This window comes from Sphingobium sp. (genome assembly GCF_003248505.1).
Lineage (GTDB): Bacteria > Pseudomonadota > Alphaproteobacteria > Sphingomonadales > Sphingomonadaceae > Sphingobium.
The window spans coordinates 1-13,560 of the sequence record NZ_QFOA01000031.1; the positions used below are offsets into that span (position 1 = coordinate 1).

10 protein-coding genes are annotated in these 13,560 nt (G+C 62.4%); 4 read left to right on the forward strand and 6 right to left on the reverse strand.

The genetic code is table 11. The features are described 5' to 3' along the window. Together DI606_RS11195 and DI606_RS11200 are read right to left on the reverse strand one after the other, a co-directional pair. Nucleotides 1-1,144: Xaa-Pro peptidase family protein (locus DI606_RS11195; protein WP_293982809.1), on the reverse strand; the 1,144-nt coding region annotated here is incomplete at its 3' end. Between the two features lie 9 nt (nucleotides 1,145-1,153). Further along, on the reverse strand, nucleotides 1,154-2,374 hold the full coding sequence (locus DI606_RS11200) for an FAD-binding oxidoreductase (RefSeq protein ID WP_293982811.1): 1,221 nt from the start codon (nucleotides 2,372-2,374) through the stop codon (nucleotides 1,154-1,156). 264 nt (nucleotides 2,375-2,638) lie between these two features. Here DI606_RS11200 and DI606_RS11205 point away from each other — a divergent pair, with 264 nt between their 5' ends. The 3 genes from DI606_RS11205 (at nucleotide 2,639) to DI606_RS11215 (ending at nucleotide 7,956) form a co-directional block, all read left to right on the forward strand. Further along, nucleotides 2,639-3,295, forward strand: coding sequence for a GntR family transcriptional regulator (locus DI606_RS11205; RefSeq protein WP_293982813.1), 657 nt, complete (start codon nucleotides 2,639-2,641; stop codon nucleotides 3,293-3,295). An 18-nt stretch (nucleotides 3,296-3,313) separates the two neighbouring features. Further along, nucleotides 3,314-4,729, forward strand: a complete 1,416-nt coding sequence (locus DI606_RS11210; RefSeq protein WP_293982815.1) for an amino acid permease — start codon at nucleotides 3,314-3,316, stop codon at nucleotides 4,727-4,729. Nucleotides 4,730-4,833: 104 nt separating this feature from the next. After that, nucleotides 4,834-7,956, forward strand: a complete 3,123-nt coding sequence (locus tag DI606_RS11215; protein WP_293982817.1) for a glycoside hydrolase family 2 TIM barrel-domain containing protein — start codon at nucleotides 4,834-4,836, stop codon at nucleotides 7,954-7,956. Between the two features lie 96 nt (nucleotides 7,957-8,052). On the opposite strand, the gene DI606_RS11220 is transcribed toward DI606_RS11215, so the two are convergent. From DI606_RS11220 to DI606_RS11230, 3 genes are all read right to left on the reverse strand, one after another. Continuing rightward, entirely contained in the window at nucleotides 8,053-10,965 is a 2,913-nt protein-coding gene (locus DI606_RS11220; protein WP_293982819.1) for a TonB-dependent receptor, read from the reverse strand. A 304-nt stretch (nucleotides 10,966-11,269) separates the two neighbouring features. Beyond that, nucleotides 11,270-11,536 (reverse strand): hypothetical protein, encoded by a 267-nt coding sequence (locus DI606_RS11225; RefSeq protein ID WP_293982821.1) that lies wholly within the window; start codon nucleotides 11,534-11,536, stop codon nucleotides 11,270-11,272. Nucleotides 11,537-11,547: 11 nt separating this feature from the next. Then, on the reverse strand, nucleotides 11,548-12,609 hold the full coding sequence (locus DI606_RS11230; RefSeq protein ID WP_293982824.1) for a Glu/Leu/Phe/Val dehydrogenase dimerization domain-containing protein: 1,062 nt from the start codon (nucleotides 12,607-12,609) through the stop codon (nucleotides 11,548-11,550). Nucleotides 12,610-12,737: 128 nt separating this feature from the next. On the opposite strand from DI606_RS11230, the gene DI606_RS11235 reads away from it, so the two are divergent. Further along, on the forward strand, nucleotides 12,738-13,202 hold the full coding sequence (locus DI606_RS11235) for an Lrp/AsnC family transcriptional regulator (protein ID WP_293982827.1): 465 nt from the start codon (nucleotides 12,738-12,740) through the stop codon (nucleotides 13,200-13,202). On the opposite strand, the gene DI606_RS11240 is transcribed toward DI606_RS11235, so the two are convergent. Then, nucleotides 13,174-13,479: a peptidylprolyl isomerase gene (locus DI606_RS11240; protein ID WP_293982830.1), complete on the reverse strand. Its 306-nt coding sequence runs from the start codon at nucleotides 13,477-13,479 to the stop codon at nucleotides 13,174-13,176. The two genes, DI606_RS11235 and DI606_RS11240, sit on opposite strands and share 29 nt — an antisense overlap. Between the last annotated feature and the right edge of the window lie 81 nt (nucleotides 13,480-13,560).

Sequence of the window (13,560 nt, forward strand, 5' to 3'; positions counted from 1 at the left end):
ACCGTGCGCCGGTGTCGGTCATGTAAAAATGATCTTCCAGCCTTATGCCGAAACGTTGGGGTACGACGATCATCGGTTCGTTGGAAAAGCACATGCCGGGGGCGAGTGGCGTTTTGTCGCCGCGCACCAGATAAGCAGGTTCGTGAATGGACAGGCCGATACCATGTCCGGTCCGGTGCGGCAGGCCGGGCAAGCGATAGTCCGGTCCAAGCCCGGCTTTTTCCAGAACGGCGCGCGCTGCTGCGTCGACGCTCTCGCAAGGTGCCCCGGGTGTGGCGGCGAGGAAAGCCGCCTGCTGCGCCTCCTTCTCCAGCGCCCAGATATCGTGCGCCTGACTGTCCACCGTTCCGAAGGCATAGGTGCGGGTGATATCCGAATGATAGCCTTCGACCGTGCAGCCTGTATCGATCAGCACCAACTGCCCATCCTCCAGCGCCCGGTCGCCCGGCAGCCCGTGCGGATAAGCGGTCGCTTCGCCGAACTGGACGATGCAGAAACTTGAGCCTTTGGCGCCCAGACGGCGATGCGCCTCGTCGATGAAGCGAGTGACCTCACTGGCGCGGATGCCAGGGTGCAATATGCGGGCGGCGGCAGCGTGGACGGTCAGCGTCATCGACTTTGCCTGCTGCATCAACGCCAGTTCGGCTGCAGACTTGATCATCCGGCAACCGCTGATGACCGGGGTGGCGTCGACAAGCCTTGCCGAGGTCATGGATCGCAGCCGTTCGGCGAAGTGAAAGGGCAATTCGGGATCTATCGCGACGCCCCGGACGCCCGCTTCCGCGAGCGCATCGGCAACGAGCGCGACGGGGTCGTCATCTTCCTGCCATGAGAGAATATCGGCATCGATGGCGAGATCGGCTTCCAGCGTGCCCATTTCGAAATGCGGACAGATAATTTTCGGAGATCGACCGGGCAGCAGCAGCATCGCCACCAGCCGCTCGCTTTGCCCCCAGGGCACTGCCGAGAAATATCTGAGAGAGGCGCCCGCATTGATCAACAGCGCCTGTGCGCCCACAGCGTCGGTCAGCTCCTGCGCCCTTGCGACACGGTCCATACGTTCGCCTGCCGCGATGGGGGCGGCAACGTCGGTCCAGGGACGCAATCTATCCAGTTCGATTGCTGCGGTCGATCCACCGATCATGTTCAGTCCTTATGCAAAACGTGCGATATCGAACAGCGAGGTGGACAGGTGCAATGGGTTTTCCGTCACCATGTCCCTGACCAGCCGCGCCGTGATGGGCGCCAATGTAAGCCCCAGATGCTGGTGACCAAAGGCGTAAAAGAGATTGTCGGTATCGTTGGCCCGACCGATGGCAGGGAGATAGTCGGGAAGGGTCGGGCGGCATCCCATCCAGCGGGTGAAGGGCCCGCGGATCGGTAGACCCAATTGCGCAACATGCTGTTCCAGCCGTTCCCACTTGCGCGGGTCCGCCGGCGCGTCCATGCGCCCGAGCTCGACGAAACTCGCCGCCTGAACGCAGTCGCGGTAGCGGGTGACGATCATCGACCTCTGCTCGAATACCACGGGCGGCATATCGGCGGGCCAGTCGGTCGCATCGGCGCGAATGTGGTAACCGCGTTCGGCGATCATGGGCACTTTATAGCCCAGACCCTTCATGAGATCGACGGAGCGAACGCCTGCGCAGACGACGATGCGATCTGCCTTGAGTCCGGCGACGGAGACCCGGTCGCCGGATCGATGCAATGTGGCGCGTCGTCCGATGAATTCGCCGCCCGCATCGACAAAGGCACTGCGCAGGGCCTCGCGCAGATCGGTGAGATCGGCGATCTGCCCGCTGCCTGCGAACCGAATGGCACCGGCCAGAGGTCGGGCGGTCAGCGCCGACAGTGCGGCAATTTTCGTTTCGTCTTCGTTATGAATATGCGCGGAGCCCGTATCGGCGCTCCTCCATGCCGCGCGGCCCTTGCTAGCGGCAAGCGCGTCCTCCCAGACGACATAATGCCCATCCTGACGGAGCAGTGTCGGCTGGCCGATCCGCTCTACCAAGGCTTCCCAAGCGGGCATTGCCTGCGCCAGCAGTTCGCGAAGTGCGTCTCGTCCTGCCCGGAACCGCGCCGGACGTGCTGCTGCCATCAACCGCAAGCCGAAGGGTAGCCACGCGCCGATCGCCGACGCTGGAAGGTCAAGCGCCCCGCCCCGCCGGAACAATCGGCGCTGCACGCTGCGCAACTGGGACAGGGATGCGAGCGGCTCGACCTGTTCGACCGCGATATGCCCGGCATTGCCCCACGACGCAGCCTTGCCCGCATCGTCGTCGTCTAAGAGCACGACCGACAGCCCCGCATCCTGCAAGGCGATAGCAGTGGAGAGCCCCACGACGCCGCCGCCAATGATCGCTACCCGCCCCACAAAAACTCCATTGCATCGCGATATCTATATCGTATACGGTATATACATACGTCGGATAGCGGATGAGGACCGATACCACAATGCATCATTTGTCGTCCTACGAGCTATGACGTCGACGCTGGGGTCTTTCGGTGACTTAATCGTCAGGACGAACAAGCGTAAAGCATCGGTGCTTTTGCGGTGCAACACGCCATTTTCTACCATATACAGTTCAGTCGCGGCGCCGTCCTTTGGCTCCGTAGCGCCTTATATGGAGACTGACAGGTGACCATCGTCGTTCGCACGCTTTCCGAACGCATTTTCGAGGTGATCCGCGAGCGGATAGTCGAGGGGAAATTGGCCGACCGCGAACCGGTCCGGCAGGATGCCCTGGCGGCTGAACTGGGTGTCAGCAAGATCCCGCTCCGCGAGGCGCTGGCCCGTCTGGAACATGAAGGGCTGCTCACCAGCCAGGCCAACAGGGGATGGTTCGTACGCCCCATGTCGGCGGACCAGGCGGAAGAGATCTATCTGTTACGCCTCGCAATCGAACCGACCGCCGCTTCCTTTTCCTGCACCCGCACCACCGATGCGGACAGGCAAGCGGCGCGGAACGCGTTCGATCTGCTGGACGCCGCCGCCAACGACGATCTGAATGCCGTCGCCGTGCGCAATCGGGAGTTTCACGTCTCGCTGGTGCGTCCAGGCGGGCGGTTGCTGACCACGCAATTGGTCGAGCGCCTGGAAGTGCTCGCCGAACGATATGTGCTCGCGCATCTGGAACCGGCCGGTCGCGACAACCGTGCCCACCTGGAGCATGAGGCATTGCTCGACGCGTGGCTTTCGGGCCAGGCGGACGAAGTTCAGGCTTTGCTGACCAGCCACATCGCCAGCACGCTCGACGATCTGCGTGCCCAGTTTGCCGCCAGCCACACACAATGATCCGATAGAGGGGACTTCATGCTCGGACCGCGTAAATCCATCGAGGCACTCGCACAGCGCGAGTCCGGGCATAGTCTGGCAAAGACGTTGAGTTGGCCGCATCTTATCGCCCTCGGCGTCGGCGCGATCGTGGGAACCGGCATCTACACCTTGACCGGCGTAGGCGCGGAACGAGCGGGTCCAGCCGTCATACTGGCCTTTGCCATTGCCGGCGCCGTGTGCGCCTGCGCGGCGCTCGCCTATGCCGAAATGGCGACCCTGATTCCGGCGGCGGGCAGCGCCTACACGTTCAGCTATGCCGCGATGGGTGAAACCGTCGCATGGATCGTCGGCTGGAGTTTGATCCTGGAATATTCGCTGGCCTGTTCGACCGTGGCGGTCGGCTGGTCCGGTTATCTCGTCGGCTGGCTGCAATCGGCGGGTGTCGATTTGCCGCCTGCGCTGCTGGTGGGGCCGCATGGCGGCGGCATCGTCAACCTGCCCGCCGTGACGGTCGCGCTGGCCGTCATGGGAATGCTGATTGCCGGGACGCGCGAAAGCGCTACGCTCAATATCGTCCTGGTCGTCATCAAGCTGGTTGCGCTGTCGGTATTCGTGATCATGGCCCTGCCCGCCTTCCAGTCGAACAATCTCGAACCTTTCATGCCCTACGGATTTGCCAGCACGGAAATCGAAGGGCAGAAGCGCGGCGTCATGGCGGCGGCGGCGATCGTCTTCTTCGCATTTTACGGGTTCGATGCGGTCGCGACATCGGCCGAGGAAGCCAAGAATCCGGGACGCGACCTGACCATCGGCATCATCGGTTCGATGCTGGTCTGCACGATAATCTATATGGCGGTTGCCATCGCAGCCATCGGCGCTCTGCCTTTTCAACAACTCGCCAATTCGCCCGAGCCGCTGGCGCTGGTGCTGCGCCAATTGGGTCAGCCGGTCGCGGCGCATCTGATCGCGCTTGCCGCCGTCATCGCCCTGCCCTCCGTCATCCTGGTGATGATGTATGGCCAAAGCCGTGTATTCTTCGTCATGGCGCGCGACGGCCTGCTTCCGCGCGGCCTTGCCAAGATCAGCTCGCGCACCGGCGCACCCACACGCATTACCTTGATCACCGGCACGTCGATCGCGCTGGTCGCCGGTATCTTTCGCCTGGACGAGATCGCCGAACTGGCCAATGCCGGGACGTTGATCGCCTTCATGGCGGTGGGTGCCTGCCTCATGATCCTGCGTCGCCGGTCGCCGGACGTGCCGCGCCTGTTCCGCTGTCCTCAGCCCTATGTCATCGGCACGCTGACGATCCTTGGCTGCGCCTATTTGCTGTTCAGCCTGCCGGGATCGACGCTCATTCGCTTTGGCGCATGGAATGCGATCGGCCTGCTTTTCTACTATCTTTACAGCCGCAGCCGCAGCGGCGCCCGGCAGGCGGAAACGGCGGCCTGATCGCATCGTGCGCGAGGGGACCGGCGGGCCATGGCAACGTCCATCGCCCAACGCCGCAACATGATCGCAGCCAACGGCCGATCAGCAGGAAAAAGGAAAAACGGATGGTAAAGCTGTTGCACTCCAGCGCGGCGGGCGGGCTGATCGCCGGCCTGCTCCTTTCCCCCGCCATGGCGCAGGACGGACGCGCGAGCGCACCTGTCGAGTGGGAACAGCCGGAGGTGGTCCGTCAGGGGGCGGAACCGATGCACACGACGTTCGACGGGTTCGAAACGCGGGCGGGGGCCTTGTCGCGGGACGTGGCGAAATCGCGTTATCATCTGTCTCTCGACGGAGACTGGCAGTTTCACCTCTCACCCGATCCGGAAAGTCGCCCGGTCGATTTTTATCGCCCCGATTTCGATGCGAGCCGTTGGGGCACGATCAAGGTTCCGGGGATATGGCAGGCGGAGGGGCATGGCCGTCCCGTCTTCGTCGGCAGCGGTTATCCTTTTCCGCTCAATCAGCCGAAGATCGAACACCGGCTGAACGAAGTCGGCTCCTATCGCCGCGAGGTGACGATCCCGCCGCATTTTGCCGGACGGCGGATGTTGCTGACGATAGGCGCGGCGGGGGCCGCCTATTATCTTTGGGTCAACGGCCAACGGATCGGTTATTCAGAAGACAGCAAGTTACCGGCCGAGTTCGATGTCAGCCGTTACGCCAAGGTCGGTCGCAATATCGTGGCGATCGAACTTTATCGTTTTGCCGATGGCAGCTATCTGGAGGATCAGGATTTCTGGCGGGTCAACGGGATCGAACGAAGCGTAAGCCTGTACGCCGCGCCGCCCACCCATATCGCCGACCTGACCGTGGATGCGGGTCTGGATCATGCCTATCGCGACGGGCGACTGGGGCTGGCCGTCGCGGTCGGCGGCGCCCCCGCCGCAATGCAGGTACGCGCGACTTTGCTGGACGGAAAGCGAACCGTGCTGACGCGTGAGGGGAAGGGCAGCGGGACGATAAGATTGGAGGCCAGCCTGCCCGGCGTCAAAGCCTGGACTGCGGAAACGCCGAACCTCTACACGCTGCTGGTCGAACTGCTGGACGACCGGGGCAGGCTGGTGGAGGCGACCAGTCGGCGGATCGGATTTCGCACGGTAGAGATCGCGGGCGGAGAAGTGCGCGTCAACGGAAAGCGGATCATGATCCGCGGCGTCAACCGGCACGAACATGATCCGCGCACATTTCGCATCCTGTCGGAAGCGACGATGCGCAAGGACATCGAATTGATGAAGGCCGCAAACGTCAACGCGGTCCGCACGTCGCATTATCCCAACGATCCGCGCTGGTACGATCTGGCCGATGAATATGGCCTCTATATCATGGACGAGGCCAACATAGAGAGCCACGGCTATCTCAGCTTGTCGCAGCAGCATGGGGACGATCCGTCGCTTTTGCTGGGCAACGATCCTGCCTGGCGGGCGGCACATCTCGACCGGGTGCAGCGCATGGTGCAGCGAGATCGCAACCATCCTTCGGTGATCTTCTGGTCCCTGGGCAACGAGACGGGGATCGGCGACAGTTTCGAAGCGGCGGCCAAATGGGTGAAGGCGAACGATCCGACGCGGCTCGTCAGTTTTCTGGGCTGGAGCATGAGCAACTGGCGACACCCGGTGAACAGCTATGTCGACATCTTCGCGCCGATGTACGACGATGTGCCCAAGATGATCGACTATGCGCGCGATCCGGCCTTCGCCCAGCCTTTGATCCTGTGCGAATATGCCCACGCGATGGGCAACAGCCTGGGTGACCTGGAGGGATATTGGCAGGCGATGCGCGCCTATCCCAAATTGCAGGGCGGGTTCGTATGGGACTGGGTAGACCAGACCATGGTGTTGAAGGACAAGGAGGGGCGGCCCTATTGGGCTCAGGGGCTGGACTACGATCCGGACCCCGCCGCGCCCGGAGTGCATGGCGACGACAGTCCGGTCGGTGACGGGGTGATCCAGTCCGACCGGACACCCGATCCCGAATATTTCGAACTGGCCAAAGTGCAGGCGCCGATCGCTTTCGTCCGGGATGGCGACGGCTATCGCGTCGTCAATCGGCACGACCACATCGATTTGTCGCGCTTCACGCTGGACTGGACCGTGATGGAGGATGGCGTCGCAACCGCAAGCGGCACCCTGCCCATGCCAGCAGTTGCGGCGGGTGCCAGCGCCCCCATCCCCCTGAAACTACCGGCGCCGCAAAGCGAGAGGGGAGAGCGAATACTGGTGCTTCGCGCCCGGACGAGGGCGGGGGCGGTACCGATGCTGCCCACCGGGCATGTCGTAGGCTGGGAGCAGTTCATCCTTCGATCCCCCGCCCTTCCCGCACCGCCCGTCGGCGACGTGGCACCGGTGGAAAGGGCGGACACGCTACGCCTTGCCGCAGGCGATGCCGTGCTGGAGATTGACCGCGCAACCGGGCTGGTGCGCCGCTTTGCACGGGGCGACAGGCTGCTTTTGAGTGGCGGAGCGCCCAATTTCTGGCGCGCGCCGACGGATAACGACATCGGCGCGGGCATTCCCAAAAGTCACGCCATGTGGCAGTATTTTTCCGGGCATCGGCGCGTGGAATCGATCGAAGTATCTAGCAATGCCATCGTCGTGCGGCACGATATGGGGGTGGGATCGGTCAAGACCGAAACCCGCTGGACGATGGCGCAGGACGGACGGGTCGGCGTGACGGTGCGGTTCGATCCCATCCGCGACACGCTGCCCGATCCGCTGCGGGTGGGGCTGGCTTTCGACACGCCATCGGCGCTGGATGAAGTCAGCTGGTATGGCCGCGGTCCGCACGAAACCTACGCCGACCGCAACACCAGCGGCCTGATCGCTCGGTGGAGCGGCACGTTGGCGGAGCAGTATCACGATTACGCGCGACCGCAGGAGTCGGGAAACAAGACCGATGTCAGATGGATCGCGTTGACCGGCGGAGGTGCGGGCCTGCGCGTCGTCGGAGCGCAGCCTTTGTCGGTGAACGCCCTCCCCTTCCCCTATGGCGACCTGGCGATGAAGCCGCCGGGGCAAGCGCACAGTTCGGACATTCGTCCTCACGATCATGGCACGCTCCTGATCGACGCAGCCCAGGCGGGAGTCGGCGGCGACACCGGATGGAATCCCGACGCAAGGCCGCACATGCCCTTCCGCATTCCGCTCAAATCGCTGACCTACAGCTTCACCATCGTCCCGGCCCGCTGATATCGACCGCCAAAAGCAGGAAGGCCCCGCCTGCACATCCGCGCAGGCGGGGCCTCCAGCCCATACGGCAGCCGGGTTCAACCCGGCTGGCCGCCCCTAGAAATTAACCGTCGCACCGACGAAGATGTTGCGGCCCAAGGCATCGTAGACGCCCGGATAGGTGTTGCCGTTGCCGAAGGACGACAGAATGCCCGCCGCGATTGCCGGTGGATCCTTGTCGAACAGGTTGTTGACCCCCGCGCGCAACGTCAATTGCTTGCCGACTGCCTGGGTCAGCGAAAGATCGAAATAATTATAATCGCTGATCTTCCGGTTGATGACGCTGGGCGTGCCCTTCAGCGCAGGATTGTCGTCAAGGCTCGACAACTTGGTACCCCCGATGTGCCGCCAGGACAGGGACAGCGTGGTATCGCTCGGCGCCATCCATGTAAAGCGAGCGACGTGACGCCATTTGGGCGAGGGTTGACCGCAGGTGTAGCCGAACAGACCCTTGCAGTTATAGCTGCCCAGCCCGGGAAGCGGTTGAGCCAGCTGTTCGGCGAGCAAGGTCCCGATCATGTTGACATTGACCCTGCCCATCTGGCCGATTGCGAACGTGTAATCGGCCGTCACGTCGATGCCCGATGTCTTGAGGAAACCGGTGTTGAGCGTGGTCGAGCGGATGTAACCGTTCTGTCCGAAGATCGCGCCCGAACGCGGATCGCGACTGAACAGGCCGCAATAATAAGGATCGCCGGTCTGGGCGCACTGGCTGATAACCAGCGAAGCGTCGAGCGCTGCGATATAGTCCTTCACTTTGATCTTATAATAATCGACCGACAGCGAGAAATTGCGAAGCGCCCGCGGCGTGAGCACGAAGCCTGCGGTGATCGTGTCTGCGGTTTCGGGACGCAGTTGGCGGTTGCCGCCGGACAGCGCGGAGCAGACGTCCGTCGGGCATTCGATGATATTGCCATATTGGGCGGTGGTTACGCCGGTCAGCGAGCAGGTCGTTTGCGACGCCACCGGATTGGGGCCGGAACAGGGGTCCTGCCCGGCGACGTTGCCCACGGCCTGCGACGCGAAAAGTTCGGTGACGTTGGGCGCACGAATGGCATGATTGTAGCTGGCACGCAGTCGCAGGTCATCGACCGGCTGCCAGCTGAGTTCGCCCTTGTAGGTCCAGACGTTGAAGTTCGACCTGAAACCGGTCGACTTTTGTTCATTCTTGTAGGCCGAATAGCGCACGCCGCCGTTGATCGTCAGCGCTCGCACGAACGGCATGTCGGAAATCAGCGGGATTTCAATTTCGCCATAGCCTTCGGTCACGCTGATGATGCCATCCGAATTGGTGGCTCCCCCCTGCTGGGCGATATCGTCGGCAAAGAAGTTCAGGGTTTCGCGGCGATGCTCCGCACCCAGCGCGATGCCGACCCCGCGGCTGGCCCAGGGGCTGGTGATACCCATCTGCCCCAGATCGCCGCTCAACGTACCGGAAAAGACCTGCTGCGAATTGCGCGACGAGGTGTTGCTGGGCGTGAAGAGATAGGTGCCCTGCGCGGTGGTGACGCCGCCCGACGCGAAAACATTGGCCGGGATGCAGCTGGGATCGGTGCCGTCGACGACCGAACGGCAGGTGGGAGTGCCATTGACGGAAACGACATCAAGCGCGCGCTGCGCCTTGATAGCGTCGACATTGTTGAGATAGCGTTCCTTGAAGCGGACCAGCGAATAAAGATAGTTCACATCGTAGCTGAACCCGCTGCCAAGATCGCCACGCACACCGGCGGTATAGCGGTAATCGTTATATCGCAGGTCGTCGCGACGCGGTGCGAGCGCCATCCGATAACCGACCAGCGCGTCGGCGGTCTGATCGGTGCCTGCCTTGCTGCCGCACAAAACATTAAGCTGGCTCGCGCTCGCCAGTGGATTGTTGCACGAAATGGCAAAGGGCGATCCCAGGAAGATAGCCGATGGCGCGACCTGCGAGAATGTATGGTCCCGCATGAACATGAAGCTGCCGTAGACTTCCGCCGCTTTGCTCAATTCGAACTTGGCGAAGGCGCCCGCCGTGATGCGCTCATCCGACCGCTGGAAATAATTGTCGGGGGCGTAGTTATACGCATAGCTGTTGTCATAGGGAACGAACGTCTTCGTACCGTTCCTGTTATTGGTCAGCGTCCGCCCCTGAAACGCGCCTTCGAGCGGCACGAACGTGCCGAAGGGCGTATTGCTGGACCCGCCGCAGAAGAGCGCGGTGCCGGCATCGTCCGCCTGTTGCAGCGCGCAGGCGGATACGTCGCGATCCGACTGACGGACCGGGTCGAAATGGCGATAGCCGACATAAGCGGTGATGTTGCCGCGACCGTCGGCAAAGTTCTTGCCTGCCGCCAGCGTGACATCCTGCTTCCCGCCGTCGATCACCGACGAGCGCGCGTTGCGGTATCCCTTGGCGTCCAGCAAGCCGCGCACGGCGCTGTTGTTGTTGTCATGCTGATAGAAACCGGTCTGCGCATCTATGCGGATGCCGTCCAGATTATCCTTCAGAACGAAATTGACGACACCCGACAGCGCGTCCGAACCATAAACCGCCGACGCGCCACCGGTCAGCACGTCGACACGTTCGACCAGGCTGCTGGGCACGAAATTGAGATTGATCGCCTGCTGGGGCAGCATGCGCTGGCCGTTGACCAGCACGAGAACGCGGTTGTCGCCCAAATTGCGCAGATTGATTTTGGAAGTGCCGTCCGAACCGTTCGATTCGTTCTCGTTCCTGTCAGCCGTGAATTGCGGCAGGCGATTGAGCACCGCCTCGACCGTGGTCGCCCCCTGATAACGAAACTCCTCGGAATTCACGATTGTCTGGGGGCTGTTGCTTTCGAGATCGGGGCGTTTGATCCGCGTACCCGTCACAACGATATCGGATGCACCCCCAGCGCCCGATTCTTGCGGGGCCTGGGCGAACGCCATGCCCGGCACAAATGCAACGGATGCCGCCGCGCACCATAGTTTCATTCGATAATTTCGCATCGGTCGTCTCCCTGCTTTTTTTAATGCAGCGATGATGATGCGAAACGCAGGCCGTGTCAAATATGGTATACGAAATATATTATGCTAACATTTCCATTGTGTGACGGTTTTCGGACCTCGCAAAGAACGCCGCCTGCTATCTGCCGCCACTGACGGTCCGATTATTTCCGCGGCGAACTCAACCCGTCGCCGCCGTATCGAGTGGCAGAGCGATAGCGAAGGCCACATGCGCGAATGTTCACCTTGGCACTGGACGGCGATGCGACACCGCTTACCGATCACTCGGTCCGTGCGCGCTACAAGGTCACACAGGCGCGGCGCGCCAGCTGACGCTATGCACTGAAATCAGCTGGCGCATCTTTTCGGCGATGACCTCCGCACGACGATCGTCCAGGCCGCAAATCGTGATGGTGACGCGCAGGCGGCGCGGCGTGGCGATCGCGTTGGCGTGATGAACCAAGCGATCCTGCTGAGCGAACAATCCCATTAGGCGGCACAAAAGCTGTGGGCATCGCGCAGCGCTGACACGAAACGTTACAGCGCGCGCGAAGCCGTTGTCCGCCATCGCCATGTGCCGGCCCATCAGGCGACGGGCGCCGCTTGTCGCTTGCCCGCAATGATCGACCGCGCGAGCGCATCGGCGGCTTCGTACGGTGCCAGATTCTCCCTGTCCGCCAGTTCGAGCACCTCGGTCAGCTTCGTACCGATCGCCTCGACGCGGCTCCGTGCGTTCGCCTCGGTCCAGCCGAGATATTCGGCGGCGACATTGATGATCCCGCCCGCGTTGACGAGATAGTCCGGCGCATAGAGGATGCCGCGAGCGGCAAGCTCGGTTCCCTGCTGCGCGGTGGCAAGCTGGTTGTTGGCGGCACCGCAGACGACTTGCGCGCGCAGGCGATGCACTGCGTCTTGATCTAGCACGGCACCGAGAGCGCACGGCGCAAACACATCGACCTTCGCCCCGATCAGGGCATGCGATGTCATGATGTCGGCATCGAACCGCGCGGCGGCGCGTGCGGCCACTTCGCTGCGCGGTTCGGCGACGACGAGCCGCGCGCCCGCATCGTGCAGCAACTGGCACAGGGCGAAGCCGACATGGCCAAGACCTTGGACGGCGACGGTTACATCGCGAATCTCGGCACCCAGGCGGCGCGCAACCGCGACCTCCATCGCGCGAAACACGCCCCGCGCCGTCCATGGCGAGGGATCGCCGCCAGGCGCGCCGGGCCTGGGCGGAAGACCGGCGACATGCTCGGTGTGCTTTGCCACGCACATCATGTCCTCTACGCTCGTCCCGACATCTTCCGCGGTGACATATCGTCCGTCGAGCGCAGCGACTGCGCGACCGAAAGCGCGGAACAGCGCGGCCCTGTCGAAGCGTCCCTCGGGCGCACGTATCACGGCCTTGCCGCCGCCGAGCGGCAAGCCGGCAAGCGCATTCTTGTAGCTCATCCCCTCGGCGAGCCGCATGGCGTCGGTCGAGGCATCCGCGTCGGAAGCATAATGGTGAAACCGGCATCCGCCAGCCGCCGGGCCGAGCTTGGTCGAATGGACTACAATCACACCGGACAGGCCGCTTTCCGGATCGTCGAGACGAACGATCTCCTCGGGCAATTGGGGCTGCGATGTCAGGTCGATAGTCATGCACATTCTCCGGATCACGATATCGGCAGATGATATCTGGCCAAAGCCGACATCTCTGACCTGATTGCACGACAAGTCTCGAACTTTACGCTATAGTTGACCGCAAATGCGTCAATTTGAGCATATTCATGCCCGATCCCCTCGATTCCTACGAAAAAAAGATCCTGCGAATCCTTCAGGACGACGTTTCGCTCTCGACCGCAGCGGTCGCCGAGGCCGTGGGCTTGTCGCCATCGCCCTGCTGGCGCAGGATCGATCGGCTGGAGCGCGATGGCTTCATCAAACGCCGCGTCGCGATCGTCGATCGGAAGAAGGTCGGGTTGAATGCGCAGGTGTTCGCTCAGGTTAAGCTCAACGCGCATGGCCGCGCCAACCTCGACGAATTCGGCGCGGCAATCCGGGATTTCCCCGAGGTGCTCGAATGTCATGTGATGATGGGGTCGGTGGATTTCATGCTGCGCGTCGTCGCTGCCGATATCGAAGCCTATGAGCGCTTCTTCTTCGAGAAGCTCTCGCGATTGCCTGGCGTGCAGGAAATCAACTCGACGGTTGCCCTTTCCGAGATCAAGAGCACCACGGCGCTACCGATATAAGGCCGACACTGGCGAGGGGCCAAGGGTCTTCGCGCAAGGCATCCAACTTGGCGTTACGGCTCGCAAGGCGATGGCGCCGTCGCAATGGCGCAGTCCGCCATAATGAGCCGCCATCGTAATCGCCGGCATCGACATGGTGCAGAAACGCATCGACGCTCGCGGGGGCACGCTTGGCCTCCAGCAAAACGACGATATCGCCAAGGTCGGTGACCATGCGCACCATCGGCATCTTGCTGCGCGCCGTTGGCGACGCGGCAACCTCGGAACTGTCCAACATCTATGCGACCTTATTCTCTTGGTTCGCGATCCAGTCGCTCAATGAAGCATGGCGATCCAGAAGAACCGAAGTATCGCGCCC

Bases quoted from the DNA above. Each gene is read 5' to 3' on its own strand.
- DI606_RS11210 (WP_293982815.1), top strand. From the start codon at position 3,314: ATGCTCGGACCGCGTAAATCCATCGAGGCACTCGCACAGCGCGAGTCC.
- DI606_RS11215 (WP_293982817.1), top strand. From the start codon at position 4,834: ATGGTAAAGCTGTTGCACTCCAGCGCGGCGGGCGGGCTGATCGCCGGC.
- DI606_RS11220 (WP_293982819.1), bottom strand. From the start codon at position 10,965: ATGCGAAATTATCGAATGAAACTATGGTGCGCGGCGGCATCCGTTGCA.
- DI606_RS11225 (WP_293982821.1), bottom strand. From the start codon at position 11,536: ATGGCGATGGCGGACAACGGCTTCGCGCGCGCTGTAACGTTTCGTGTC.
- DI606_RS11230 (WP_293982824.1), bottom strand. From the start codon at position 12,609: ATGACTATCGACCTGACATCGCAGCCCCAATTGCCCGAGGAGATCGTT.
- DI606_RS11235 (WP_293982827.1), top strand. From the start codon at position 12,738: ATGCCCGATCCCCTCGATTCCTACGAAAAAAAGATCCTGCGAATCCTT.
- DI606_RS11240 (WP_293982830.1), bottom strand. From the start codon at position 13,479: ATGTTGGACAGTTCCGAGGTTGCCGCGTCGCCAACGGCGCGCAGCAAG.